This is a genomic window from Humibacillus xanthopallidus, from assembly GCF_006716675.1.
Lineage (GTDB): Bacteria > Actinomycetota > Actinomycetes > Actinomycetales > Dermatophilaceae > Humibacillus > Humibacillus xanthopallidus_B.
In genome coordinates this window covers 632,876-658,565 of sequence record NZ_VFPM01000001.1, presented here as the reverse complement: position 1 = coordinate 658,565, position 25,690 = coordinate 632,876, and the positions used below count along the sequence as shown (strand labels likewise).

Here is a 25,690-nt window from a genome sequence, read left to right as displayed (position 1 = left end):
GATGCTGCCCCGCATCGACCTCCTTCCGACGCCGTGAGGAGGAGCGATCGAGAGCGCGCTGCACCCGGATCGTTCGACGTTCGGAGCACCGTGCTTTCACGCAACATCAAGATCATCGCCGCCACCGGCGCCGCAGTCATCCTGACCGGCGGAGCCGTGGGCGCCACCCAGCTCGACAAGGCCGTCAACCTCTCGGTCGACGGCACCGCAACCGCCGCCCACGTCTTCGGCACGACCGTGGGCGACCTGCTCGACAGCCAGGGCATCACCGTCAAGCCGGGCGACGTCGTCGTCCCGGCCGTCGACGCCCCCCTCAACGACGGCGACAACGTCGTCGTGAAGTACGCCCGCACGCTCACCCTCACGGTCGACGGCAAGACCCGCACGGTCACGACGACCGAGACCACGGTCGACGGCGCCCTGCTGGCCCTCGGCCTCCGTGGTGAGGGTGCCCGCCTGTCGGTGTCGCGTTCGCAGACGATCGGTCGCCAGGGACTGACCCTGACCGTCGTCACGCCGAAGTCGGTCACCGTGACCGTCGACGGCAAGACGACCACCAAGACGATCACCGCGGCGACCGTCGGCGAGGCCCTCCGCCAGCTCGGCGTGACCCTCGGCAAGGCCGACAAGGTCAACCCGCCCGTGACGACGCAGCTCACCTCCGGCGCCAAGATCGCCGTCGAGCGCCTCACGACCAAGGACGTCAAGCGCACGGTGGCCATCGGCTACTCGACGACGAAGAAGAAGTCGGCTGACCTCTACACCGACCAGACGAAGGTCGTGACGAAGGGTGTCGCCGGCGTGCGCACCGTCACCGAGCGTCGCACCCTCAAGGACGGCAAGGTCATCTCGACGACCGAGGTCTCCTCCGTCGTGACGAAGAAGCCCGTCGACGCCGTCGTGCTCGTCGGCACGAAGAAGCGCCCCGCCGCGGCACCTGCGCCGAGCAGCTCGGGCGGCTCGACCTCCGGCGCCGGCATCAACCTCGCCCGCGCCGCCATGTGGGACTCCATCGCCCAGTGCGAGTCGGGCGGCAACTGGTCGATCAACACCGGCAACGGCTACTACGGCGGCCTGCAGTTCCTCACCTCGACGTGGCTCTCCAACGGCGGTGGCGACTTCGCCCCACGTGCCGACCTCGCATCGCGTGCGGAGCAGATCACCGTCGCCAACCGGCTCTACGCCAAGGCGGGCACCAGCCCGTGGGGTTGCGCCTGATCGCGCCCTGACCTGCGTGACCGGCATCGCCGCGCCTGACCGCGCGACAGCCTGATCGAAAGAGCAATCCGTCCGCCCCTCCGGGGGTCCGCCCGGTTCACCTGGCGTCGGACGGATTGCTCTTTCGGTCGTGGCCCTAGGGTGAGGGCATGACGAAGAAGGGCGGCGCCGACAGCGCACCAGCGGCGTCAGACGCCGTGCTGCTCGGGCCGGCGCAGGTCCGCGCCCTCGCTGAGCGGCTCGAGGTGCGCCCGACCAAGCAGTGGGGGCAGAACTTCGTCGTCGACCCCAACACCGTTCGCAAGATCGTGCGCGTCGCGGGCGTGGGCCCCGACGACGTCGTCGTCGAGGTCGGCCCCGGTCTCGGGTCGCTGACGCTCGCGCTGCTGCCCGTCGTGCGGCACGTCACGGCCGTCGAGGTCGACCCGCGCCTCGCCGCGGCGCTCGAGGAGACGGTGCGTGACCTGCAACCGGGCAACGTGCACCGGCTGCGCCTCGTCGCGGCCGACGCGCTCACCGTGACCAAGCTGCCCGGGCCCGACCCGACGGCGCTCGTCGCCAACCTGCCCTACAACATCTCCGTGCCGGTGGTGCTGTCCTTCCTCCAGCACTTCCCGTCGCTGCAGCGGGTCCTCGTCATGGTGCAGCTCGAGGTCGCCGAGCGGCTGGCTGCCGCGCCGGGGAGCAAGACCTACGGCGTGCCGAGCCTCAAGGCGGCCTGGTACGGCGACGTCGAGCTCGCCGGCAAGGTGGGTCGCACCGTCTTCTGGCCCGCACCGAACGTCGACTCGGGGCTCGTCTCGATCGTGCGCCGCGACCCGCCGCAGACGACGGCCAGCCGTGAGGACGTCTTCCGGTGCATCGACGCCGCCTTCGCACAGCGCCGCAAGTCGCTGCGGGCCGCGCTGGCGGGGTGGGCAGGCTCGGCGGCGCGCGCCGAGACGGCGCTCGTCGCTGCCGGCATCGATCCGCGCACCCGCGGTGAGCAGCTCGACATCACGGCGTTCGCGCGCATCGCCGAGGCGGCAGCGGCGCTCGATGCCCCGGCCCCGTAGGGTGACCGCATGACCGTCGCCCCGACCCTGCCCGGAGCGGTCACCGTCCGCGCGCCGGCGAAGGTCAACCTCGAGCTGCGCGTCGGGCCCCGTCGCCCCGACGGCTACCACGACCTCGCCACGGTCTTCCAGGCCGTGTCACTGCACGACGAGATCTCCGTGACCCGGTGGGACGAGTGGCAGGTCGTCCCCACCGGCACGTATGCCGCCCTCATCCCCACCGACGGCGACAACCTCGCCGTCCGCGCCGCCAAGCTCGTCGCCGAGCAGTGGGACGTCGACGAGAAGCTCTCCATCCGCATCGACAAGGACATCCCGGTGGCCGGCGGCATGGCGGGCGGCTCGGCCGACGCCGCGGCCGCCCTGCTCGCCTGCGACCAGCTGTGGGGCCTCGGCCTCATGCGCGACGAGCTCGCCGAGCTCGCCGCCACGCTCGGCAGCGACGTCCCGTTCCCTCTCACGGGCGGCAACGCGATGGGGTCCGGCCGCGGCGACCAGCTCGCGCCGGTGCTGGCCCGTGGCACGTTCCACTGGGTCTTCGCGATCAGCGACGTGGGCCTGTCGACGCCCGCGGTCTACGCCGAGTGCGACCGGCTGCGCGACCTCACCGGCAGCGCGACCGACATGCCCGAGCCGCAGGTCAGCCCGGAGCTGATGGGGGCACTGCGCAGCGGCGACCCGGTTGCCCTCGGCGCGGCACTGCACAACGACCTCGAGCCCGCGGCGTTCTCGCTGCGCCCCGACCTCAAGGAGCTGCGAGACGCCGGCGTCGAGTTCGGTGCGCTCGGCGGCATCGTGTCGGGCTCGGGGCCGACGGTGGCCTTCCTCACCGAGAGCCACGAGGCCTCGCTCGACCTGTCGGTGTCGCTCGCGGCCGCCGACCTGTGTCGCGACCTCCGGCGGGCCAAGGGTCCCGTCCACGGCGCCCACGTCGTCGGCGCCCCCCGCACCTGAATCGAAAGAGCAGTTCGTCGCCCTTCCCCGGGCCGCGCGGGCGCGCTCGACGGCGACGAACTGCTCTTTCGATTGGCCTGAGGGCCCACGCGGGCCGACGAACTGCTCTGTCGATGGGGTGGGGGGCGACGGATTGCTCTCTCGATCGGGGTTGGGCATAGAGTCGGCTGCGCCATGGCCAATCTCGTCTCCCTCGAACGCGTCTCGCTCGTCTTCGGCACGGCGCACGTGCTCGACGAGGTCAGTCTCGGTGTGCAGACCGGTGACCGCATCGGCGTCGTCGGCGTCAACGGCGGCGGCAAGTCGACCCTGCTGCGCGTCATGGCGGGACTGCAGGAGCCCGACTCCGGTCGCATCACGAAGCAGGGCGGCGCCGAGGGCATCCGCATCGGCATGCTCTCCCAGGTCGACGCGCTCGACCCCGGGTGGACCGTCCACGAGGCCGTGCTCGGCGACCTGCCCGAGCACGTGTGGGCGGGCGACCCGCGCATGAGAGACGTGCTGACGGGCCTGCTCGGCGGCACCGGGGCCGAGGGCATGGGCGGGCTCGACAGCCTCGTCGGCCCCAAGTCGGGCGGCGAGCGCCGACGCCTCGCCCTCGCGCGCCTGCTCGTCGCCGACCCCGAGCTGCTCCTCCTCGACGAGCCGACCAACCACCTCGATGTCGAGGGGGTTGCCTGGCTGGCGCACCACCTCGCGACCCAGCGCCCCCGCCCGGGCAACGCGACCGTGGCGATCACCCACGACCGCTGGTTCCTCGACGCCTACGCCACGATGACGTGGGAGGTCGAGTCCGGTGGCGTCACCGCCTTCGAGGGTGGGTATGCCGCCTACGTCCTCGCGAAGGCCGAGCGCGACCGCCTCGCCGGGCTCGCAGCCGACCGGCGGGCCAACCTCATGCGCAAGGAGCTCGCGTGGCTGCGCCGGGGTCCGCCGGCCCGCACGAGCAAGCCCAAGTTCCGCATCGACGCGGCCAACGCCCTCATCGCCGACGAGCCGGCCCCCCGCAACAGCGTCGAGCTCGCCTCCTTCGCCAGCCGCCGGCTGGGCAAGGACGTGCTCGACCTCGAGGACGCCACCGTCGTGCTCGGCGAACCGCCGAACGAACGTCGTCTGCTCGACCACGTCACCTGGCGCCTCGCGCCGGGAGAGCGGGTCGGGATCGTCGGAGTCAACGGCGCCGGCAAGTCGACCCTGCTGCGCGCGCTCACGGGCGAGGTGCCCCTGGCCGCCGGCCGCCGCAAGATCGGCAAGACCGTCGCCATCGCCTTCCTCACCCAGGAGGTGCGCGAGCTCGAGCGCTTCGAGCAGTGGCGCGTCATCGAGGCGATCGAGGACGTCAAGCAGTGGACCACCTTGGGCGGCAAGGAGATCAGCGCGAGCCAGCTCGCCACGCGCCTGGGCTTCCCGGGCGGGCGGCAGCAGTCGCGCGTCAGCGACCTCAGCGGTGGTGAGCGTCGCCGTCTCCAGCTGACGAGGCTGCTCCTCACCGAGCCCAACGTGCTGATCCTCGACGAGCCGACCAACGACCTCGACATCGAGACCCTCACCTCGCTCGAGGACGTGCTCGACGGCTGGGCCGGCACGCTCATCGTCGTCTCCCACGACCGCTACCTGCTCGAGCGCGTGTGCGACCACCAGCTCGCCCTGCTCGGCGACGGCACGCTGCGTGACCTGCCGGGAGGCGTCGAGGAGTACCTCCGGCTGCGCGCGGCCGCGCAGGCGCGCGCGACCCGGCCGGACGGCATACCGGCTCGGGGGGCGACCGCGGCTGCCGGCGGCACATCGCCTGCGGGGCCGTCGGAAGCCGCTGCGCCGGCGTCCAATCCGGCACAGGTGCGTGAGGCGCGCAAGGTCATGGCACGGGTCGAGAAGCAGCTGGCCCGACTGGGGGAGCGCGAGGCGCGGCTGCACGCGGACATGGTCGAGAAGGCGACCGACCCTTCCGCGCTCGACGACCTCACGGCACGCCTGCGCGAGGTCGTCGAGGAGCGTGAGCTCCTCGAGCTCGAGTGGCTCGAGGCTGCCGAGACCGCCGGCTGACTCTGCCTCGCCCGTGAAGGGGCACACATGTCTTGAAAGTATCTTGATGTCAAGATACTTTGGATGCATGGAGATGCGACTGCACCACGTCCAGGTGTCGGGTCCGGCGGGCTGCGAGGACGCCATGCGTGCCTTCTACGTCGGCGTGCTCGGCATGACCGAGGTCACGAAGCCGGAGGCGCTGCAGGCCCGCGGGGGAGCGTGGTTCCGCGCGGGATCCGCCGAGCTGCACGTCGGCATCGAGGACCCCTTCGCGCCGGCCCTCAAGGCGCACCCCGGAATCGCCGTCGCTGACGTCGACCGGCTCGCAGCGGCGGTCGAGGCGGCGGGGGTGCCGGTGCGGTGGGACGACGCCATCCCGGGCCTGCGCCGCTTCCACACGAGCGACCCGGTCGGCAACCGCCTCGAGTTCCAGCAGGCGCAGCCGTGAGTCCGGTCCGACGGGCGGAGCGGTCGCGGTCAGCGGGCTTCGCCCGGACGCGCCTCGAGCGGTGCCAGCATGCGCCGCAGCAGGCGCGCGAGCTCGCGGCGGTCGGCCTCGGACAGCTCGGAGAGCAGCGACTTCTCCTGCTCGATGAGGTCGGCCATGGCGGAGTCGACGACGTCGCGCCCCGCCGTCGTCAGGCGCACGAGCACACCGCGGCGGTCGCCCGGGTCGGGGCGACGCTCGACGTAGCCGCTGCGCTCGAGCCGGTCGACCCGGTTGGTCATGGTGCCCGAGGTGACGAGCGTCTGCTGCACGAGCTGGCCCGGCGAGAGCTCGTAGGGCTTACCGGCGCGCCGCAGCGCCGACAGCACGTCGAAGGCCCAGCCCTCGAGCTGGTGCTCGGAGAAGGCCGAGCCACGGGCGAGGTCGAGCCGCCGGGCCAGGCGCGAGACCCGAGAGAGGACCTCGAGCGGGCTGACGTCGAGGTCGGGTCGCTCACGCCGCCACGCAGCGACGATCGCGTCGACGTCGTCGCGACGGCCCGGATCCTTCGCCATGCCATCAACTCTAGTCACCATCAAGACTCTTGACATCAAAAGAACGGGCACCCGCATGAGCACCTTCGACGCCACGCCGCCGACCGTCCACGAGCAGGAGCGCCCCGCGTCCGGCGACGGCCGCTGGGACCCGGCGCAGTACGCCGTGTTCGGCGACCACCGCGGCCGGCCCTTCCACGACCTGCTGGCCCGCGTGCCGAGTGACAGCCCCGAGCGCGTCGTCGATCTCGGCTGCGGTCCGGGCGAGCTCACCCTGTCTCTCGCCGACCGGTGGCCCTCGGCTCACGTCGTCGGCATCGACAGCTCACCCGAGATGCTCGCCCGGGCCCGCGAGCTCGACGCCACCGGCCGCGTCGACTGGGTCGAGGCGGCCGCCGAGAGCTGGGACCCGAGCGAGTCCGGCCCCATCGACGTGCTCGTCACGAACGCCGTCCTGCAGTGGGTGCCGACCCACCTGCGCCTGCTGCCCCGCTGGCTCGAGGCGCTCGCCCCCGCAGGGGTGCTCGCGATGCAGGTGCCCGCGAACTTCGACGCGCCCTCGCACCGGATCATGCGTGAGGTCGCGGCCCGGCACCCGCGGGCCGACGAGCTGCAGGACGGGCTCGACCGCGCCGACGCCGTCGCTCGACCGGAGACGTATGCCGCCCTCCTCCTCGCCCACACCCACGACGTTGACGTGTGGCAGACGACCTACTTCCACGTGCTGGGTGCAGCACCCGACGGACCCCACCCGGTGCTCGAGTGGGTGCGGGGCACGGGTCTGCGCCCCGTGCTCGGCGTGCTGACGGACGAGACCGAGCGCGAGGCCTTCCTCGCCACCTACGAGCGCGAGCTCGAGGCGGCGTACCCCCGGCGCGACGGAGTCGTGCTCTTCCCGTTCACGCGGACGTTCGCGGTGGCCCAGCTGCCGGGCTGACCCGCGGATTCTGCGAAAAGTGCGTCATGGAACGGGGTCGGTGACGTCTCATGGAGGTCGACACCGTGGTGGCCCTGCATCGTCAGGGGAGGGGCCGCACGAGGACGCTGACGGGGACGGCAGTGGTCCGCACGGTGTCGGTCGGCGCGTCCTTCCGCATGGTCTCGTGGAGGGGGTCATGCGGAAGGACGCAACCGCGGCAGGCTCCGGCTCGACCTGCCGCCGTGGTGTTGGCACACTGGGGCCGCTCCGGCACCCACCCGGAGCCCCGGTGACGCGTCCGGATCGAGGCGCCAGCGGGACGCGCAAGGTGAACCGAGGGGACGCTGGTGTCGGCCGAGACGGCTCTGTGGTCGAGGGACGCGTGGGAGTCGGCACCGGACGAGGTGCTCCTGCGCGAGGCCCGTGCGGGGTCGGCCGAGGCCTACGGCGAGCTGTGGCGACGCCACCTGCCCGCTGCCTACGGCGTGGCCGGCAAGCACGGAGGCCGCACCCCTGCCGAGGACATCGTCGCCGAGGCCGCGACGAAGATCTTCACCCTGCTGCAGTCGGGGCGTGGGCCCGACGAGCACTTCCGGGCGTACTTCCTCACGACGGTGCGCACGGTCGCGGCTGACCACACCCGACGCGAGCTGAGACTCCTCCCGGTCTCCGACGACGACCTCGAGCGCCTCGCCGAGCCGGCCGAGGGCGCCGACGACACCGCCCTCGAGACGGGCGATGCCGGCGGCTCTGAGCTCTACGACACCGAGCTCGTGCGCGCCGCCTTCGCCGGGCTGCCCGAGCGGGACCAGCGCGTCCTGTGGCACACGACCGTCGAGGGCGAGCCGCCGCGCGTCGTCGCGCCGATGCTCGGCATGACGGCCGGTGCCGTGAGCTCGCGGGCGATGCGAGCGCGCGAGTCGCTACGCTCGGGCTACCTCGACGCGTATGCCGAGCGGTGCCTCGAGCACGCCGAGTCGCGTGAGTGCAGCTGGACGATCGAGCGCCTCGGACGCCTCGTGCGTGGACGGCTCCCGCGCCGTCAGACCGAGCGTGCGGAGGCGCACCTCGCGTCGTGCCCCCATGCTGCTGCGGTCGCCGCGGACCTTCGCGAGATCCAGCGCGGGTTCCCGGCTCTGGTCGTGCCGCTCGTGCTGACGGTCGGATTCGGCTCGTCGGGCCTCGCCGCGGCCCTGGGCTTCGCCGGAGTAGGGGCGGCCGGCGTGGGTGCTGGAGCGGCGGCGCTCACCGCGATGGGAGAGGTGCCCGGAGTGGCGCCGGACCCGGCGGCAGCGGGAGCACTTGCGGACGGCTCTGTCGGGGAAGGGACGGGGCCGGGCGCCGGTGCGGTGTCGGAGTCGAGCCAGGCCGCGTCGCGAGTCGCAGTGCTGCTCGCTGCCGGTGTCGTCGCGCTCGGTCTGGTTGCGGCAGCGGTGACCTCCGGCCAGTCCGACACGCCACCGGCCGCGACGGCGCGTCCGGGATCATCGTCGCCATCCGGATCAGCAGCTGCGACAGCGACACCGAGCACGTCCACCGCCATCACGCCGACCGGAACCACGACCTCGAGCCCCACTGCGAGCGCTACGTCCGCGGCGGGCGTGCCCTCCGGGCAGAACGCTGCCGCCGGGTCGGGGGTGACGGGCGCTGCGACGGCCCGCCCGGGGGCGACGACGGTCCGGCGGGCCCCGGCCCCCGCGCCGCAGCCCACATCGGCCGCACCTGCGCCCCCGCCGGCAACCGGCGTGGCGGCGCGCCTGCTCGGAGGTGGCGACCCGAGCCGCATCTCGCTCCGGGTGCCGGGCGCGGCGGGCGGGGGAGCCTTGACGGTCACCGTCTCGACCGCGAGCGGTGCCGGGTCTCTCACCGCCGGCAACCGCACCTTCACGTGCACGCAGAGCTCGCGTTCGAGCCTGTCCTGTGTCGGTGACGGCGGCCAGATCCAGCTCATGCAGTCCGGCACCGGCGGGCCGGCGCCGCTCGTCGTCCGGGTGCGCGACGCCGCGGGCGCCGTGACGCAGTCCGTCGTCGTCCCGAGCTGACGCCCCTCCTGATTCGAGGTGATGCGGTGATGCGGTGATGCCGGTGATGCCTGGTCAGCGGCGCGGACGGCTGATGAGGCGGGGCGAGCGGTCGAGACCGGAGAGTCCGTTCCAGGCGAGGTTGACGAGGTGTGCTGCGACCTGGTCCTTCTTGAACTTGCGCTGCTCGAGCCACCACTGACCGGTGAGCGCGACCATGCCGACGAGCATCTGGGCGTGGATCGGCGCGGACTTGGGGTCGAGGCCGCGCTGCTTGAAGGCGGAGGCGAGCAGGTGCTCCACCTGGCTCGCGACGTCGCCGAGCACGCTCGCGAAGGAGCCCGTCGACTGCCCGGGTGGCGAGTCGCGCACGAGGATCCGGAAGCCGTCGGGGTCGGACTCGATGTAGTCGAGCAGGGCCAGGGTGGCGTGCTCGAGCAGGACCCGCGCGCCCTCGCCCTCGTCGAGCGCCGCGTTGATGCCGCCGAGCAGGGCCTGGATCTCGCGGTCGACGATGACCGCGTAGAGGCCCTCCTTGCCACCGAAGTGCTCGTAGACCACCGGCTTGGAGACGTTGCCCTTGGAGGCGATCTCCTCGACGGTCGTCGCCTCGAACCCCTTGTCGGCGAAGAGCTTGCGGCCGACGAGGATGAGCTGCTCGCGGCGCTCCGGTCCGGTCATCCGGGCACGGGGGCGCCCTCGGTCGGGTCGCTCGGCTCGGTCGGCAGTCACACCCGCCATTGTGCCGTCCACGAGCGCGGCGTCCGGACGCCCGCCCGCCCTCGGGCGCGTCGCCGTCGGGCCGCCCGAGGACACCTCCCGACCCGAGGCGGACACGTCAGGACAGCGGCCCGGTCTGCACTACCCTGTGGTGGTCCCGCGAGCGGGTCGCAGCCGCGGCCGTCGTCACGGCGCGTGACGTTCCCCGGTTGGTCTGTCGGCAGGGCCCGCCTGACTTTGAATCAGGACTAGCGACGTAGGTTCGACTCCTACCCGGGGAGCCCGCCCCGCGGCATACCGGCGGCAGGCCCGACCCGGCTGGAGGCGCCGTCCCCGCCGAGTAGAGTGGCTGCGGCGCCCCTCGGAGCACGGTCTCGGAAGGGCGTCGGCGCCCGACTGCATCCGAGCCGAAGGAGCTGCGCCCGTGAGCGAATCGCGGCCGACCGCCGTGATCGTCCTCGCTGCTGGTGAGGGCACACGCATGAAGTCCACGATCCCCAAGGTGCTGCACACGATCGGCGGGCGTTCGCTCGTGGGTCACGCACTGCGCGCTGCGCGGGGCATCGGGCCCGAGCACCTCGCCGTCGTCGTGCGCCACGAGCGCGACCGCGTCGCCGAGCACGTGCTCGAGCACGATCCCGACGTCCTCATCGCCGACCAGGACGAGGTCAGGGGCACCGGCCGCGCCGTGGAGTGCGCCCTCGAGGCGCTGCCCCAAGGCCTCGAGGGAACCGTCGTCGTCACCTACGGCGACGTGCCGTTGCTCACATCGGAGACCCTGCACGGCCTCGTCGCCGTCCACGAGGCGAGCCACGACGCCGTCACCCTCATCACGGCCACGCTGCCCGACCCGACCGGCTACGGCCGGGTGCTGCGAGACGGCGACGGCACCGTCGCCGCCATCGTCGAGCAGAAGGACGCGACCGACGAGCAGCGCGAGATCGCGGAGGTCAACAGCGGGCTCTATGCCTTCGACGCCGTGGTCCTGCGCAGCGCCCTCACCGAGGTCGGCACGGACAACGTGCAGGGCGAGAAGTACCTCACCGACGTCATCGCCGTCGCCCGCTCGCGCGGGCTCGGCGTTCGCGCGTACCCCGTCGACGACCTCTGGCAGACCGAGGGCGTCAACGACAAGGTGCAGCTCGCCCGGCTCGGCGCCGAGCTCAACCGCCGCACGGTCGAGGCCGCGATGCGCGAGGGCGCCATCGTCATCGACCCGGCGACGACGTGGATCGACGCCGACGTGACGATCGGTCCCGACACGGTCGTGCACCCGGGCACGCAGATCCTCGGTGCGACCTCGATCGGCCGCGACTGCGTCATCGGCCCGGACACGACCCTGCGCGACGTCGAGGTGGACGACGGCGCGAGCGTCGTGCGCACCCAGGCCGAGCTCGCGGAGATCGGTCCCGGCGCGAGCGTCGGACCGTTCTCCTTCCTCCGGCCCGGCACGCGTCTCGGGGCGGGCGGCAAGATCGGCGGCTTCGTCGAGACGAAGAACGCCCAGATCGCCGAAGGGGCGAAGGTGCCGCACCTCAGCTACTGCGGAGACGCGACCGTCGGACCCGGCGCCAACATCGGCGCCGGCACGATCTTCGCCAACTACGACGGCGTGACCAAGGGACACACGACGGTCGGCGCGCACAGCTTCATCGGCAGCAACTCGGTCATCGTCGCGCCGCGCACCATCGGCGACGGCGCCTACGTCGCGGCCGGCTCCGCCGTCGTCAGCGACGTCGACCCGGGCCAGCTCGCGGTCACCCGCGCGCAGCAGCGCAACATCGACGGCTGGGTCGCGCGGCGGCGGGCGGGGACGAAGACCGACGAGGCCGCCCGCGCCGCCCAGGCGGCTGCCTCCGCGGCGCGCACCGAGCCCGCCACCGAGCCCGCGACCGAGCCCGCCACCGAGCCCGCGACCGAGCAGCCCAGCGACGAGCCCACCCAACCGAAGGACGCGAACGGATGAGCGGCATCAACAAGACGACCGAGAAGCACCTCATGGTCTTCTCCGGCCGGGCGCACCCGCAGCTGTCGCAGGAGGTGGCCGCGGCGCTCGGCACCGAGCTCGTGCCGACGAGCGCCTACGACTTCGCCAACGGCGAGATCTACGTGCGCTACGAGGAGTCGGTGCGCGGCTCCGATGCCTTCGTCATCCAGAGCCACACGTCGCCGATCAACGAGTGGATCATGGAGCAGCTCATCATGATCGACGCGCTGAAGCGCGCCTCGGCGAAGCGGATCACCGTCGTCCTGCCCTTCTACGGCTACGCCCGCCAGGACAAGAAGCACCGTGGGCGCGAGCCGATCTCCGCCCGTCTCATGGCCGACCTCTTCAAGACGGCCGGCGCCAACCGCCTCATGGCGATCGACCTGCACACCGCGCAGATTCAGGGCTTCTTCGACGGCCCGGTCGACCACCTCATGGCGATGCCGATCCTCGCCGACTACGTCGGGAAGAAGTACGGCCACCTCGACCTCGCCGTCGTCTCGCCCGACGCGGGTCGCATCAAGGTCGCCGAGGACTGGAGCTCGCGCCTCGGCGGCGCCCCGCTCGCCTTCATCCACAAGACCCGCGACATCAACCGCCCCAACGAGGTCGTCGCCAACCGCGTCGTCGGTGAGATCAAGGGCCGCGTCTGCATCCTCGTCGACGACATGATCGACACGGCGGGCACCATCACCAAGGCGGCGGACGCCCTCATGGAGCAGGGCGCCGAGGCCGTCGTCATCGCCGCGACCCACGCGATCCTCTCCGGCCCCGCGGTCGACCGACTCAAGGCCTGCAAGGTCGACGAGGTCGTCGTCACCAACACGCTGCCGATCCCCGACGACCGCCGCTTCGACAAGCTCACCGTGCTGTCCATCGCGCCGCTCGTGTCGATGGCGATCAAGGAGGTCTTCGAGGACGGCTCCGTCACGAGCCTCTTCGACGGCAAGGCCTGACCCGAGGGCTCAGGGCGGGTCGTCTCCGCGGACCCGCTCCTGCTCGACGAGGGCGGCGAGGTCCGTCAGGCGGTGGCGGCCCTGCAGCGGGCGCGCCATGCGGTGGTTGCCGGCGAGGCGGTCGGCGTTACGGTCGAGGTAGGCCCAGTAGCCAGCCGTGAACGGGCAGGCGTCGTCGCCCACCCGCTTCTTCGGGTTGTAGCGGCAGCTCCCGCAGTAGTCGCTCATCCGGTCGATGTACGCCCCGCCCGAGACATAGGGCTTGGTCGCCATGGCGCCACCGTCGGCGTGCTGGCTCATGCCGACGACGTTGGGCGGCATGACCCAGTCGTAGCCGTCGACGAAGCGCGTCTGGAACCACTCCGTGAGCGCGTCGGGGTCGTAGCCCCGCTGCGCGGCCCAGTTGCCGAGCACCATGAGGCGCGGGATGTGGTGCACCCAGCCGCGGTCGCGCACCCCGTCGAGCACGTCGGACAGGCAGGCCGCGTCGACCCGGTCTGCCTCGAGGTCGTCGAACCACGCCGGTATGCCGGCCGTGGCGCCGAGCCCGTTGCGGCGCCGGTAGGCGGGTCCGAAGTGCCAGTAGGTGTGCCAGACGTACTCACGCCACCCGATGACCTGGCGCACGAAGCCCTCGACGGAGGGCAGCGCCGCGTCCCCGTCGTGCAGCGCCTGCACCGCCCGCTCGGCCACCTCGACGGGACTCAGCAGCCCGAGGTTGAGCGGCACCGACAGCAGGCTGTGGGCCATGGCCCAGTCGCCGCGCAGCATCGCGTCCTCGTGCGGGCCGAAGGCCCCCAGCCGCTGTGTGACGAAACGCTCCAGCGCGGCCAGGGCCTCCCGCCGGGTCACGGCGAAGAGCCTCGGTCCGTCCTCGCCCACCGTCTCGAGGCCCTCGTCGCGGGTCCAGCGGTCGAGGTCGTCGCGCACCTCGGCGTCGATGTCGCTCTCCCGAGGGCGGTATGCCGCCGGCACCCCGAGCGTGTCCGCCCCCTTCGGCGGTGGCTTGCGGTTGTCCTCGTCGAAGGACCACCGGCCGCCGACGGGCCGGTCACCCTCGACGAGGAGGTCGAGCCGCTGGCGCTGGAAGCGGTAGAAGTCGTCCATCCGCAGCTGTCGCCTACCGGCCGCCCAGCGGGCGAAGTCCGCCTTGGGCAGGCTGAACCCCGGTGTCGGGTCGACGCCCTCGACCTCACCGGTCTCCAGCCGTTCGCGCACGAAGGCGTCGGCGGCATACGACGTCGGCTCGTGCACGCGAACCGGCTCACCGAGCTGGGCGAGGGCTTCGCCGTAGGTGTCGGTGCGCAGCAGCACGGCGGAGTCGCCGAGCTCGGCAGCGCGATGACGCAGGGCTGACAGCACGAGGTGCAGCTTCTGGCGGTGGTAGCGCCGGCGCCCCAGCGCGGCGCGACTCTCGACGAGCAGCACCCCGCCGCGCCCCGTCGTGAAGTGCGGTCCGAGCTGGTCGGCGAAGAGCCACCGTCGTGTCACGCGACAGTCATACCCGACGGCCGCCTCGACGTGTGCGACCCCCCACCACAGGCGGTATGCCGCTGGGCCGGGCCCAGCGGCATACCGCCTCGGGGTGCGGCGGGTCAGCCCGTCACGCGGCGGGCTTGAGCTGCCCCGGGGGCGTGCCGGCCGAGCCGGCCAGGGTGTCCCACTCGGGGTTGCCGATCGTCGTGACCCACGTGCGCACCTGGTCGACGTCACCCTGCGCGTAGGCGAGGCTCAGCATGAGGAGCAGGCGGGCCTTCTGCGGCAGCAGGTCGTCACCGGCGATGACGCTGCCCGTGGCGCCGCCGTAGACGCTGCCCGACCCCGTGCGGGTCGTGCTCACGAAGACGACGCCCTTGGCGACGGCTGCCGTGCGCGCCGTGCCCTGGGCGCCCGAGAGGCCGCCGGCGCCGGTGCCCGCCGTGACGATGCCCTTGACGCCCGCGTCGGCGAAGCCGGTGATCGCCTCGCCGCCGGCCTGCTGGTAGCCGTAGACGATCTCGGTGCGGGGGATGGCCGTCGGCGCGATCTTCGACAGGTCGAACGGCGTCGCCCAGCGCTGCGGGTTGTCGCACGTGGCGACGCGCGCCGGCGCCCGTCCGACCTTGATGTTCGAGCCGTCGACCCAGCCGAGCACGCCCAGCTCGCGGGTTTGGAAGGTGTCCATGCGGTAGGAGCTCGTCTTCGTGACGTCGCGGGCCGCGTGGAACTCGTCGCCGAGCATGAGCACGGTGCCGAAGCACGTCGTGACGCGGCTGCCGGCCAGGGTGATCGCGTTGTAGAGGTTGGCCGGGCCATCGGCGCCGATGACGCCGGGGCCGTCGACGGTGCCGGCTGCGGTCGGACGCATCGCGCCGGTCATGACGACCGGCTTGGGGCTGCGGACCGTGAGGTCGAGCCAGTAGGCGAACTCCTCCATCGTGTCGGTGCCGCTCGTCACCACGACGCCGTCGGACGTCTTGAGCGCGTTGTCGACCGCGAGCGTCAGGGCGTGGAACTCCGCGATCGTGTAGCCGCCCGACCCCTTGTTGCCGAACTGGATGGTCTCGACGTCCGCGACCGCGTCGATCTCCGGTCGCAGGTCGTCGACGAGGTCGGCGATGGGGATCTGCCCGGCGCGGTAGTTCGTGAAGCTGCCGCGGTTGGTGGCGACGCCGGCGATCGTGCCGCCGGTGCCGATGACGGTCACCTTCGGCTTGCCGCTCGGCGCGGCGACGAGGGCCTGCTGGTAGGCGACGTTGGTCGTGAGGTCGGGGGTGAGAGCGGGGCTGAGGACACGGCCGGCGGGTGCCGAACCGACCGGCCCGACCGAGCCGGACGTGCTCCGCCCGAGCGCCCACGACGCCGCCGCGGTGGCGGCGCAGAGGGCGAGGACGACGAGGACGGCGACGATCCGCCGTGGTGTGAGGTGTTCGAGACGGGTCACGTGGTTGCTCCTGTGCCTGCATGACGAGACCGGGCAGCCCGGACGAGGGCGACGTGGGCTGGTGGCCGGGGCGTCCTCGGTGAGGGCGCCGCTGTGAACCTCGCAGACGTTGTGGCACAAGGAGTTTCGTCGGCGTTACGCCTCTGTTGCGGCTCTCCGGGCTCGCGCGCGGTAGGCCGCTGTGTGCGCTCTGGCGGCGCAGCCGCCCTCACAGAACCGGCGCGACCGGTTGCGCGAGAGGTCGATGACGACGTCGTCGCAGTCGTGCGCCTCGCAGATGCGCAGGCGGCCGAGCTCGCCCGCGCGCACGACGTCGATCGCAGCGATGGCTGCCTCGACGGCCATCCGCTGGGCCAGCGGCGCGTCGGGGGCCGTCGCGTGGATGTGCCAGCCGACGTCGTCGTGGTCGACGAGCTGCGGCACGGCGCGCGACTCGGCGAGCAACGTGTTGACGAGCTCGACGACCCCAGCCTCCCCCTCCTCCCACAGCCCGCGGAGCCGGGGGCGCATGGCACGCACCTCAGCGAGCTCTCGCCCGTCGCGGTCGAACCGGCCGGTCCAGTGCTGGGCCGCGAAGAGGGCCTCGAGCTGCCCCACGGTCGTCAGGGTGTCGGCGCTGGTGTCACCGGGAACGGAGCCCGGCATCGTGTTGACGAGCGCGGCCGCGGCCTCGAGGGCCACCTCGGTGTCATGGGTGAAGATCATCTTGACTCCTGACGTCGACGGCGAGTAGCGTCATGAGTCTAAGTTACTTTGCTCCTGACATTTCGTCGGGGAGGCGGGTCGCAGGACAAGAACGAGGTGGAGTCGTGGCCGGACCTGGAGGCGTGACGGGAGCCGACCGCGCGGTCGTGGTGGCGACGGCCTCAGCCGTTCCACCGACCACGCTGCACCAGGCGCCCCCGCGCCACCCCGTCGTCGGGCTCTCGGTCGCGCTCGTGTCGGCCGCGGCCTTCGCGACCTCCGGAGCCTTCGCGAAGTCGCTGCTCGTCGCCGGTTGGGCGCCCGGGTCGGTCGTCACGCTGCGGATCACCCTGGCCGCGCTCGTGCTGCTCGTGCCGACCCTCCTCGCCCTGCGCGGCCGGTGGGCGGCGATGCGGCGCAACGCCTGGGTCGTCGTCGGCTACGGCCTGACGGGCGTGGCCGGCTGCCAGCTCGCCTACTTCTACGCCGTGACCCACCTGTCGGTCGGAGTGGCCCTGCTCCTCGAGTACCTCGCGCCCGTGCTGATCGTGCTCTGGCTGTGGGGCCGCCACCGCCAGGTGCCTCGCCGGCTCACCGTGCTCGGCGTCGGGCTCGCCGTCATCGGGCTGCTGCTCGTGCTCGACGTCGTCGGTGCCGGGGCGACCGTGAGCCTCGTCGGTGTGCTCTGGGGTCTCGGCGCCGCGGTCTGCCTCGTGCTCTACTTCCTCCTCGCCGCGCACGTCGACGACGATGTCCCGGCGCTCGGACTCGCGGGTGGCGGCCTCGCGGTCGGCGCGATCGCCCTGTGGGCCGCCGGGCTGAGCGGGCTGCTCGACACGACCAGGGGCGCAGCCGAGGTCGTGCTGAGCGGCATCGTCGTGCCCTGGTGGGTGCCCATCCTCGTCATCGCCCTCGTCGCCGCCGCGTTCGCCTACGTCACGGGCATCGTCGCGGTGCGGCTGCTCGGGCCGAAGGTGGCCTCCTTCGTCGCGCTGACCGAGGTGCTCTTCGCGGTGCTCTTCGCCTGGATCGTCCTCGCCGAGCTCCCGGCACCGATCCAGCTCGTCGGGGGACTGCTCATCGTCGGCGGCGTGGTCGCCGTCCGGGCCGACGAGTCGCGTCGCTCGCCCGGCGCTGACGAGGCGGGCGTGCGGGAGGCGGCCTCACCGCATACGGCAGCACCGGGCGGCGACGCACGGCGTGCGCCCACGTCCTAGGCTGAGGTATGCGGTGGCGTCTGGTCCCAGCCCTCGCGGGGGCGCTGCTCCTGTCGGGAGTGGCGGCATGTACCGCTGTGCCACAGACCGACGACCCCGTGGCCCCGGCGACGCGCGCCCAGCCGGCGGAGGGCCTCCACTTCACGGCCGCCGGCGACTACAACTCCAGCCCGGCGGCGGGCAGCGTCCTCGAGGCGGTGGGCGCGAGCGACCCGGACGTCCACTTCGCCCTCGGAGACCTGTCCTACGGTCGGGCGGGCGAGGAGGGCCAGTGGTGCCGCTTCGTCACCGACCGGGTCGGCACCGACCTGCCGTTCCAGCTGCTGCCGGGCAACCACGAGAGCGACGGCAGCAACGGCAACATCGCCGACTTCGCCGCCTGCCTGCCGAACCGCCTGCCAGGCGTCGTCGGCGAGTACCCGCGGGAGTACTACGTCGACCTGCCCCGCGAGGCGCCCCTCGTGCGTTTCGTCATGATCTCTCCGGCACTGACCTTCCCCGACGGCACGTGGAGCTACACCGCGGGCTCGACCCACCTCGCATGGGCGGAGCGGGCCATCACGGGCGCCCGCGCCGCTGGCGTGCCGTGGGTCGTCGTCGGCATGCACAAGCCGTGCCTTTCCATCGGCGTGCACGGCTGCGACGTCGGGCCCGACCTCGTGCACCTGCTCGTCTCCCAGAAGGTCGACCTCGTGCTCTCGGGGCACGAGCACAGCTACGAGCGCACCCGGCAGCTCGCCGAGGGCCCCGGGTGCCCCCGTGTCGCTATCGACTCGTTCAACGCGGCCTGCGTCGTCGGTGAGGGCGTCACCGCGGGCGATGCCCTCGCCGCGCGGGCCGGCACCGTCTTCCTCACCGTCGGCACAGGGGGCACCGCCCTGCGGTCGGTCTCCGCCTCAGACAGCGAAGCGCCCTACTTCGTTGCGTCCTCGGGCGCTAACGCCAACCCGACTCACGGCTTCATCGACGCACGAGTCACCCCGACCGAGCTGCGGGTCTCCTTCGTGCGCGCCGAGGGTGGCACGTTCAGCGACTCGTTCGCGCTCACGCGGGCCGCCGCACCCTGAGGCGAGCGCGCCCGGCAGATTTCGTGGCGGGGCGCACCGTCCCGTAAGATCGACCAGTTGCCTCGGCGAGGGACGGCGCACGGCTGGCTTCGGCCGGTCACCACGCAGTCCGTGATCGACGCGGGCGACCTGACCAGGGAGTGCTCCGGTCGGGTCCGCCTCTGCGTGCGGACCACCTCATCCCGATCGTTCACCGCGCGGTGTCCCGCGTCGAGGACAGCCATCGCCTCAGCCCCCGATCTCCAGGAGACTCCCGTGTCCGACACCACCAAGCTCACCGCCGAGAAGCGCTCCGACTTCGGCAAGGGCGCCGCCCGCAAGATCCGCCGCGCCGGCAACATCCCCGCCGTCATGTACGGCCACGGCACCGACCCCGTGCACATCTCGCTGCCGGGCCACGACACGATGATGGCCCTCAAGCAGGCCAACGCCCTGCTCACCATCGTCATCGACGGTGACGAGCAGCTCGCCCTGGCCAAGGACGTGCAGCGCGACCCGATCAAGCCGGTCATCGACCACGTCGACCTCGTCGTCGTCCGCAAGGGCGAGAAGGTCACCGTCGACGTCGCCGTCCACCTCGAGGGCGAGGCCGCTCCCGAGACCGTCGTCACGCTCGACAACAACACCCTCCAGCTCGAGGTGCTCGCCACCGCGATCCCCGAGAACGTCGTCGTCTCCGTCGAGGGCCTCGAGGCCGGCACGCAGATCCACGCCGGGGCCGTCGAGCTGCCCGAGGGCGCGACGCTCGTCACCGACGAGGACGCCCTCGTCGTCAACATCACGCAGGCCATCTCCGAGGAGGCCCTCGAGGCCGAGCTCGCCGAGGCCGAGGCCGAGGCCGGCATCGAGCGCGAGGAGTCCGACGAGGAGGCCGCCGAGTCCGCCGAGGGCGAGGCCGCTCCGGCCGACGAGGCTCCGGCCGACGAGGCCTGAGCCACCAGCTGATTCGCGTCCACGCGCCGGGCGGCAGCCCTATGCCGCCCGGCGCGTGACCGCACCACCCGCACTACCCATCGAGGAAGGTCATGGACACCTGGCTCGTCGTCGGACTCGGCAACCCCGGTCCGGAGTACGCCGGTAACCGACACAACGTCGGCGCCATGGCCATCGAGGAGCTCGCTGCCCGCGACGCCACCGGCGGATCGGGCGGTCGCGCCTCGTTCAAGGCGCACAAGGCACGCGCGCGCGTCGCCGAGGTGCGCCTTCGCGTTCCCGGCCCCAAGGTCGTGCTCGCCGTGCCGTCGACCTACATGAACGTGTCGGGCGGCCCGGTCGCCGGACTCCTGAAGTACTACGACGTGCCGATCGAGCGGCTCATCGTCCTGCACGACGAGCTCGACATCGAACCCGGGCTCGTGCGCCTCAAGCAGGGTGGGGGAGAGGGCGGCCACAACGGCCTGCGCTCGATCTCGCAGTCGGTCGGCTCCAAGGACTACCTGAGGGTGCGGCTCGGCATCGGCCGGCCGCCCGGCCGGCAGGACCCGGCCGACTTCGTCCTCAAGGACTTCTCCAAGGCCGAGCGCACCGACCTGCTCCCCTTCCTGCTCGACGACGCTGCCGACGCGGTCGAGGCCCTCATCGAGGTGGGCCTGCTCGACGCGCAGCAGCGCTTCCACGCCCCCCGCTGACAGCGCGGGGCACCGGAAGCAGGCCAGGAGGCACACCCCCGGCTCCGCCCTGCGCGGACGAGTCGTTCGCGGGGGAGCCCTAGACTGGGAGGCCTGATGTCGCATCCTCTGCTGTCCGCCTTCAGGGCGCTCCCCGATGTCCACCACGTCCTCCAGCAGGTCGGTCGCGCACGCCTCGTCGATGTCTCGGCGAGCGACGGCACCCGGCCCTTCCTCGTCGCTGCGCTCGCACAGCAGGCCCAGGTCGGTCCCGAGGCCGCGCCCGTCGTCGTCGTGACGGCGACGACCCGTGAGGCCGAGGACCTCGCCTCCTCGCTCGGCGCCTTCCTGCCGCCGGAGACGGTCGCCGTCTTCCCCTCCTGGGAGACGCTGCCCCACGAGCGGCTCTCGCCCCGCAGCGACACCGTGGGTCGACGCCTCGCCGTGCTGCGGCGGATCGCGCACCCCGACCCGGGCGACGCGGCATACGGCCCCCTGTCGGTCGTCGTCGCACCCGTGCGAGCGGTGCTGCAGCCCCTGACCAAGGGGCTCGGCGAGCTCGTGCCCGTCGCGCTGCGACCCGGTGACGAGCGCCCGCTGCCCGATGTCGTCGACGCCCTCGTGGCGGCCGCCTACACCCGCACGGACCTCGTCGAGCGGCGCGGCGAGTTCGCCGTTCGCGGCGGCATCCTCGACGTCTTCCCGCCGACGGAGGAGCACCCGGTCCGCATCGAGTTCTGGGGCGACACGGTCGAGGAGGTGCGGTGGTTCAAGGTCGCCGACCAGCGCTCGCTCGAGGTCGCCGAGCACGGCCTCTGGGCACCGCCCTGCCGTGAGCTGCTGCTCACCGAGGACGTGCGCGCCCGCGCCAAGGCCTTGGCCGACCAGCTGCCCGGCGTCTCCGAGATGTTGACGAAGGTCGCCGAGGGCATCGCCGTCGAGGGCATGGAGTCGCTCGCTCCCGCCCTCGTCGACGGCATGGAGTCGCTCCTCGACGTGCTGCCTGCCAGCACCATCGTGCTGCTCGCCGACCCCGAGCGCATCCGTCGCCGGGCCCACGACCTCGTCGCGACGAGCGACGAGTTCCTCGAGGCGAGCTGGGCCAACGCCGCCGCCGGCAACCAGGTGCCCGTCGACCTGCAGTCGCTCCTCGGCAGCGCGTCCTACTGGACCCTCGCCCAGGTGCGCGCCCACGCGACGGCGCACGGCCGGTCGTGGTGGACCCTCACGCCCTTTGCCGCCGACCACGAGCTCGTCATCGAGGACGACGACGTCGACGAGCGGCTCGCCGTGCGCACCGTCGACACCGAGGCCTTCCGCGGCGACACCGAGCGCGCCGTCGCCCACCTGCGCTCGCGGGTCGCCGACGGGTGGCGCGTCACCGTCGTCACCGAGGGCCCCGGCCTCGCCAAGCGCGTCGAGGAGGTGCTCCGCGAGCACGAGGTGTCCGTGCAGTCGCTCTCGGCAGCCGCTGAGACCGTCGAGCCGGGCCACGTCAGCGTCACGACCGCGCCGCTGGGCCGGGGCTTCGCCCACGAGGGTGAGCGCCTCGAGGTCGTCACCGAGACCGACCTCACGGGCCAGCCGGGATCGGGCACCTCGACCAAGGACATGCGGCGCATGCCGTCCCGTCGGCGCAACCAGGTCGACCCGTTGCAGCTGCGGCCCGGCGACTTCGTCGTGCACGAGCAGCACGGTGTCGGCCGCTTCGTCGAGATGATGCAGCGCACCGTCGGCGGCGCGACGCGCGAGTACCTCGTCATCGAGTACGCCCCGTCGAAGCGCGGCCAGCCGGGCGACCGCCTCTACGTGCCCACCGACCAGCTCGACCAGGTGACGAAGTACGTCGGCGGCGAGGAGCCCTCGCTCAACAAGATGGGCGGCTCCGACTGGAGCAAGACGAAGTCGCGGGCCAAGCGCTACGTCAAGCAGATCGCGGCCGACCTCATCCGCCTCTACAGCGCACGCCAGGCGACGAGGGGCCACGCCTTCGCACCCGACACCCCGTGGCAGCGCGAGCTCGAGGAGGCCTTCGGCTACGTCGAGACCCCTGACCAGCTGATCAGCATCGACGAGGTCAAGGCCGACATGGAGAAGCAGGTCCCGATGGACCGGCTCATCTGCGGCGACGTCGGCTACGGCAAGACCGAGATCGCGGTGCGCGCGGCCTTCAAGGCGATCCAGGACGGCAAGCAGGTCGCGGTCCTCGTGCCGACGACCCTGCTCGTCAGCCAGCACCAGCAGACCTTCGCCGAGCGCTACGCGCAGTTCCCCGTGCGGGTCGCCTCGCTGTCGCGATTCCAGAGCGACAAGGAGGCGAAGGAGGTCATGGCCGGTATGGCCGACGGCACCATCGACCTCGTCATCGGCACGCACCGGCTGCTCGCCAAGGACGTGACGTTCAAGGACCTCGGGCTCGTCGTCATCGACGAGGAGCAGCGCTTCGGCGTCGAGCACAAGGAGCTGCTCAAGACGATGCGCACCGCCGTCGACGTCCTGTCGATGTCGGCGACGCCCATCCCGCGCACGCTCGAGATGGCGGTGACCGGCATCCGCGAGATGTCCACTCTCGCGACGCCGCCCGAGGAGCGACACCCGGTGCTCACCTTCGTCGGTGCCTACGACGAGAAGCAGATCACGGCCGCGATCCGTCGCGAGCTGCTGCGCGAGGGGCAGGTCTTCTTCGTGCACAACAAGGTGAGCAGCATCGAGAAGGCGGCCGCGCGGCTGCGCGAGCTCGTGCCCGAGGCGCGCATCGCCACCGCCCACGGCCAGATGGGTGAGCACAAGCTCGAGCAGGTCGTCGAGGACTTCTGGGAGAAGCGGTTCGACGTGCTCGTCTGCACGACGATCGTCGAGACCGGCCTCGACATCAGCAACGCCAACACCCTCATCGTCGAGCGGTCCGACATGCTCGGCCTCAGCCAGCTCCACCAGCTGCGTGGCCGGGTGGGTCGAGGGCGTGAGCGCGCCTACGCCTACTTCCTCTACCCGCCCGAGAAGCCGATGACCGAGACGGCGCACGACCGCCTGCGCACGATCGCGAGCAACACCGACCTCGGCTCCGGCATGGCGGTCGCGATGAAGGACCTCGAGATCCGCGGCGCCGGCAACCTGCTCGGTGGCGAGCAGTCGGGCCACATCCAGGGCGTCGGCTTCGACCTCTACGTGCGCCTCATCGGTGAGGCGGTCGCCGACTTCCGGGGCGAGACCTCCGACGTGCCGGCCGAGATCAAGATCGAGCTGCCGGTCGACGCTCACCTCCCGCACGACTACGTGCCGGGTGAGCGCCTGCGCCTCGAGGCCTACAAGAAGCTCGCGTCCGTCGAGACCGACGAGGGCGTCGACGAGATCGAGGCCGAGCTGCGCGACCGCTACGGTGCGCCGCCGGAGCCGGTGCGCAACCTCCTCGAGGTCGCGCGCCTGCGGGTCGTCGCGCGCCGGGCGCACATCGGCGACATCGGCCTGCAGGGCAAGGTCGTGCGCTTCGGTCCGGTCACGAACCTGCGCGAGAGCCAGCAGCTGCGTCTCATGCGCCTCTACCCCGGCACTCTCGTCAAGGAGGCGCTCGGCACCATCCTCGTGCCGGCCCCGATGACGGCCCGCGTCGGCGGCAAGCCGCTGCGCGACGTGGAGGTGCTCGCGTGGGCGCGCCAGCTCATCACGGCCGTGCTGCTCGACGACATCGCCGCCGGGCATGCCGTGGTGAGCGCGGGCACCCGCGCCCCGTAAGATGACTGACGCATCCGCCAGAGGAGGAACACAGTGAAGGCTCAGTCCGCACGACCGGCACACCCGGTCCGGTCCGCACGGTCGCCCAGGCGGCTCGCCGCTGCCCTCGTGGCCGGAGCCATCGCTGTCGCGCTCCTCGGTGGATGCGGGTTCGGGACCCGGCAGCAGGCTGCGGCCGTCGTCAACGGGCAGGTCATCACGCAGGACGACGTGGAGACGACCTACAACCAGCTGCAGGCCGCGAAGTACGACTTCACGGAGAACGTCGTGCTGACCGCCCTCATCGCGGCACCCCTCCTCGAGACCGCCGTCGCACCCTCGGGTGGCTGGAAGCCCGACGCGACGTATGCCCAGGTGATGACGACGATCCCGGACGCCACCGAGTCGACCAAGGACTTCGTCGCCGCCGTGGCGCTCATCCAGGCGCAGACCATGACGCCGGCCGAGGTGGAGGCCTACCGCGCCGAGCTGAAGAAGGCCGACATCTCGGTCAACCCCCGCTTCGGCGAGGTCGTCCACAACGAGCAGGCCCCGATCTACTTCAGCGTCGGGCAGTCGACGCCCAACTGGATCAAGCCGTCGTCCACGCCGGCCACGACGCCGGCTTCCTAGACCGCGACGTAGCCACCACCTCGTGAGCGGCCGTCTCGTCCTGCTCGTCTCCACCCCTCGCATCGCCCCGGGGCTGCTCACGCGCGAGGCGTGGACGACCCTCGAGCAGGCGTATGCCGTCCGGGGCCTTCCCGACGAGCCGCAGACCGCCGCCGTGGTCGAGGCCGGCATCGCCGTCGAGCCACCTGACGACGCTGCGGGGGAGAGTGACCCGGCTGTGCTCGCCCGCACCCTCGTCGACCTCGCCGAGGCGGCGGGGGAGCGTCCCGTCGTGTGGGTGGGGTCCGCAGACGGCGACCCGGGCCTCAGCGAGGCCGTCGCGGTCGAGGTGACCCGCCTGCCCGAGCCCCCCGACGTGGAGCTGCTCATCGGTTCCTTCGACGTGCCGGGCGCGCGTCTCCTCGACGTCGTCGCCGTCATGGACCGACTGCGCTCGCCGGGCGGCTGCCCGTGGGACGCCGAGCAGACCCATGCCTCGCTCGTGCCCTACCTCCTCGAGGAGGCTCACGAGGCGATCGAGGCCATCGAGAGCGGCGACCCGGCCCACATGCAGGAGGAGCTCGGAGACCTGCTGCTCCAGATCGCCTTCCAGGCGCGCGTCGCGCAGGAGCACCCGACCGACCCCTTCGACATCGACGACGTCGCGGGCGAGCTCGTCGACAAGCTCGTGCGCCGCCACCCGCACGTCTTCGCCGACGTCGAGGCAGACACCCCCGATGCGGTCGCCGCCAACTGGGACGCCATCAAGTCGCAGGAGAAGCAGCACCGAACCCACCCGGTCGAGGGTGTGCCCGTGTCGCTGCCGGCGCTCGCTCGGGCCGAGAAGTACGTCGGCCGCCTCGACAAGGCAGGCCGCTCCGACCTCGTCGACGCAGCCGTGGCGGAGGGTGATCTGGGCGCCCGCCTCCTCCAGCTCGTGCGTGAGGCACGGAAGGAGGGGCTCGACGCGGAGGCTGCCCTCCGCGAGACCCTCCGGGCGCTGGCGGCGGCCAGCGCCGACTCCTGACCCGGC

At 72.2% G+C, this 25,690-nt stretch carries 21 protein-coding genes and 1 tRNA gene; 17 read left to right on the top strand and 5 right to left on the bottom strand.

The window, feature by feature from the left end; genetic code table 11:
- Positions 1-90 precede the first annotated feature (90 nt).
- From FBY41_RS02760 to FBY41_RS02740, 5 genes are all read left to right on the top strand, one after another.
- The gene (locus FBY41_RS02760; protein ID WP_141841879.1) at positions 91-1,218 is read left to right on the top strand and encodes a resuscitation-promoting factor; all 1,128 of its coding nucleotides are present in this window, start codon (positions 91-93) and stop codon (positions 1,216-1,218) included.
- Positions 1,219-1,367: 149 nt separating this feature from the next.
- Positions 1,368-2,273, top strand: a complete 906-nt coding sequence (gene rsmA, locus FBY41_RS02755; RefSeq protein WP_141841878.1) for a 16S rRNA (adenine(1518)-N(6)/adenine(1519)-N(6))-dimethyltransferase RsmA — start codon at positions 1,368-1,370, stop codon at positions 2,271-2,273.
- Positions 2,274-2,282: 9 nt separating this feature from the next.
- Positions 2,283-3,227 carry a 4-(cytidine 5'-diphospho)-2-C-methyl-D-erythritol kinase gene (locus FBY41_RS02750; protein WP_141841877.1) on the top strand — a complete coding sequence of 315 codons (945 nt, stop codon included), beginning with the start codon at positions 2,283-2,285 and terminating at the stop codon, positions 3,225-3,227.
- Positions 3,228-3,401: 174 nt separating this feature from the next.
- Positions 3,402-5,270 (top strand): ABC-F family ATP-binding cassette domain-containing protein, encoded by a 1,869-nt coding sequence (locus FBY41_RS02745; RefSeq protein ID WP_141841876.1) that lies wholly within the window; start codon positions 3,402-3,404, stop codon positions 5,268-5,270.
- A 67-nt stretch (positions 5,271-5,337) separates the two neighbouring features.
- Positions 5,338-5,700 carry a VOC family protein gene (locus FBY41_RS02740; RefSeq protein ID WP_141841875.1) on the top strand — a complete coding sequence of 121 codons (363 nt, stop codon included), beginning with the start codon at positions 5,338-5,340 and terminating at the stop codon, positions 5,698-5,700.
- A 29-nt stretch (positions 5,701-5,729) separates the two neighbouring features.
- Here the strand turns inward: FBY41_RS02740 and FBY41_RS02735 are convergent, their stop codons facing one another.
- On the bottom strand, positions 5,730-6,254 hold the full coding sequence (locus FBY41_RS02735; RefSeq protein ID WP_141841874.1) for a MarR family winged helix-turn-helix transcriptional regulator: 525 nt from the start codon (positions 6,252-6,254) through the stop codon (positions 5,730-5,732).
- 55 nt (positions 6,255-6,309) lie between these two features.
- Between FBY41_RS02735 and FBY41_RS02730 the strand changes: the two genes are divergently transcribed.
- Both FBY41_RS02730 and FBY41_RS02725 read left to right on the top strand, forming a co-directional pair.
- Positions 6,310-7,170 (top strand): methyltransferase domain-containing protein, encoded by an 861-nt coding sequence (locus tag FBY41_RS02730; protein ID WP_141841873.1) that lies wholly within the window; start codon positions 6,310-6,312, stop codon positions 7,168-7,170.
- Between the two features lie 329 nt (positions 7,171-7,499).
- Entirely contained in the window at positions 7,500-9,194 is a 1,695-nt protein-coding gene (locus FBY41_RS02725) for a sigma-70 family RNA polymerase sigma factor (protein WP_141841872.1), read from the top strand.
- A 54-nt stretch (positions 9,195-9,248) separates the two neighbouring features.
- On the opposite strand, the gene FBY41_RS02720 is transcribed toward FBY41_RS02725, so the two are convergent.
- A complete protein-coding gene (locus FBY41_RS02720; protein ID WP_141843034.1) occupies positions 9,249-9,854 on the bottom strand; it encodes a TetR/AcrR family transcriptional regulator in 606 nt (201 codons plus the stop codon).
- A 241-nt stretch (positions 9,855-10,095) separates the two neighbouring features.
- Here FBY41_RS02720 and FBY41_RS02715 point away from each other — a divergent pair.
- From FBY41_RS02715 to FBY41_RS02705, 3 genes are all read left to right on the top strand, one after another.
- A tRNA-Gln gene (locus FBY41_RS02715) sits at positions 10,096-10,174 on the top strand.
- Between the two features lie 143 nt (positions 10,175-10,317).
- On the top strand, positions 10,318-11,859 hold the full coding sequence (glmU, locus tag FBY41_RS02710; RefSeq protein WP_141841871.1) for a bifunctional UDP-N-acetylglucosamine diphosphorylase/glucosamine-1-phosphate N-acetyltransferase GlmU: 1,542 nt from the start codon (positions 10,318-10,320) through the stop codon (positions 11,857-11,859).
- The gene (locus FBY41_RS02705; RefSeq protein ID WP_141841870.1) at positions 11,856-12,836 is read left to right on the top strand and encodes a ribose-phosphate diphosphokinase; all 981 of its coding nucleotides are present in this window, start codon (positions 11,856-11,858) and stop codon (positions 12,834-12,836) included. The genes glmU and FBY41_RS02705 overlap by 4 nt, the downstream gene beginning before the upstream one ends.
- 9 nt (positions 12,837-12,845) lie before the next feature.
- Here FBY41_RS02705 and FBY41_RS02700 read toward each other — a convergent pair whose 3' ends face one another.
- The 3 genes from FBY41_RS02700 to FBY41_RS02690 all read right to left on the bottom strand — a co-directional run bounded on the left by FBY41_RS02700 (position 12,846) and on the right by FBY41_RS02690 (position 16,464).
- Complete coding sequence (locus FBY41_RS02700) at positions 12,846-14,327, bottom strand: cryptochrome/photolyase family protein (RefSeq protein WP_141841869.1); 1,482 nt, start codon at positions 14,325-14,327, stop codon at positions 12,846-12,848.
- A 112-nt stretch (positions 14,328-14,439) separates the two neighbouring features.
- Positions 14,440-15,759 (bottom strand): asparaginase, encoded by a 1,320-nt coding sequence (locus FBY41_RS02695; protein ID WP_260439522.1) that lies wholly within the window; start codon positions 15,757-15,759, stop codon positions 14,440-14,442.
- 135 nt (positions 15,760-15,894) lie between these two features.
- Complete coding sequence (locus FBY41_RS02690) at positions 15,895-16,464, bottom strand: CGNR zinc finger domain-containing protein (RefSeq protein WP_141841868.1); 570 nt, start codon at positions 16,462-16,464, stop codon at positions 15,895-15,897.
- A 104-nt stretch (positions 16,465-16,568) separates the two neighbouring features.
- Here FBY41_RS02690 and FBY41_RS02685 point away from each other — a divergent pair, with 104 nt between their 5' ends.
- From FBY41_RS02685 to FBY41_RS02655, 7 genes are all read left to right on the top strand, one after another.
- The gene (locus FBY41_RS02685; RefSeq protein WP_260439521.1) at positions 16,569-17,660 is read left to right on the top strand and encodes an EamA family transporter; all 1,092 of its coding nucleotides are present in this window, start codon (positions 16,569-16,571) and stop codon (positions 17,658-17,660) included.
- Between the two features lie 8 nt (positions 17,661-17,668).
- Positions 17,669-18,727, top strand: coding sequence for a metallophosphoesterase (locus FBY41_RS02680; protein ID WP_141841866.1), 1,059 nt, complete (start codon positions 17,669-17,671; stop codon positions 18,725-18,727).
- 255 nt (positions 18,728-18,982) lie between these two features.
- Positions 18,983-19,660 carry a 50S ribosomal protein L25/general stress protein Ctc gene (locus FBY41_RS02675; RefSeq protein WP_141841865.1) on the top strand — a complete coding sequence of 226 codons (678 nt, stop codon included), beginning with the start codon at positions 18,983-18,985 and terminating at the stop codon, positions 19,658-19,660.
- Positions 19,661-19,752: 92 nt separating this feature from the next.
- A complete protein-coding gene (gene pth, locus FBY41_RS02670; protein WP_141841864.1) occupies positions 19,753-20,355 on the top strand; it encodes an aminoacyl-tRNA hydrolase in 603 nt (200 codons plus the stop codon).
- A gap of 96 nt (positions 20,356-20,451) precedes the next feature.
- Positions 20,452-24,066, top strand: a complete 3,615-nt coding sequence (gene mfd, locus FBY41_RS02665) for a transcription-repair coupling factor (protein ID WP_141841863.1) — start codon at positions 20,452-20,454, stop codon at positions 24,064-24,066.
- 33 nt (positions 24,067-24,099) lie between these two features.
- On the top strand, positions 24,100-24,678 hold the full coding sequence (locus FBY41_RS02660; RefSeq protein WP_260439520.1) for a hypothetical protein: 579 nt from the start codon (positions 24,100-24,102) through the stop codon (positions 24,676-24,678).
- Positions 24,679-24,700: 22 nt separating this feature from the next.
- Positions 24,701-25,684 (top strand): MazG family protein, encoded by a 984-nt coding sequence (locus FBY41_RS02655; RefSeq protein WP_141841861.1) that lies wholly within the window; start codon positions 24,701-24,703, stop codon positions 25,682-25,684.
- Positions 25,685-25,690: the final 6 nt, after the last annotated feature.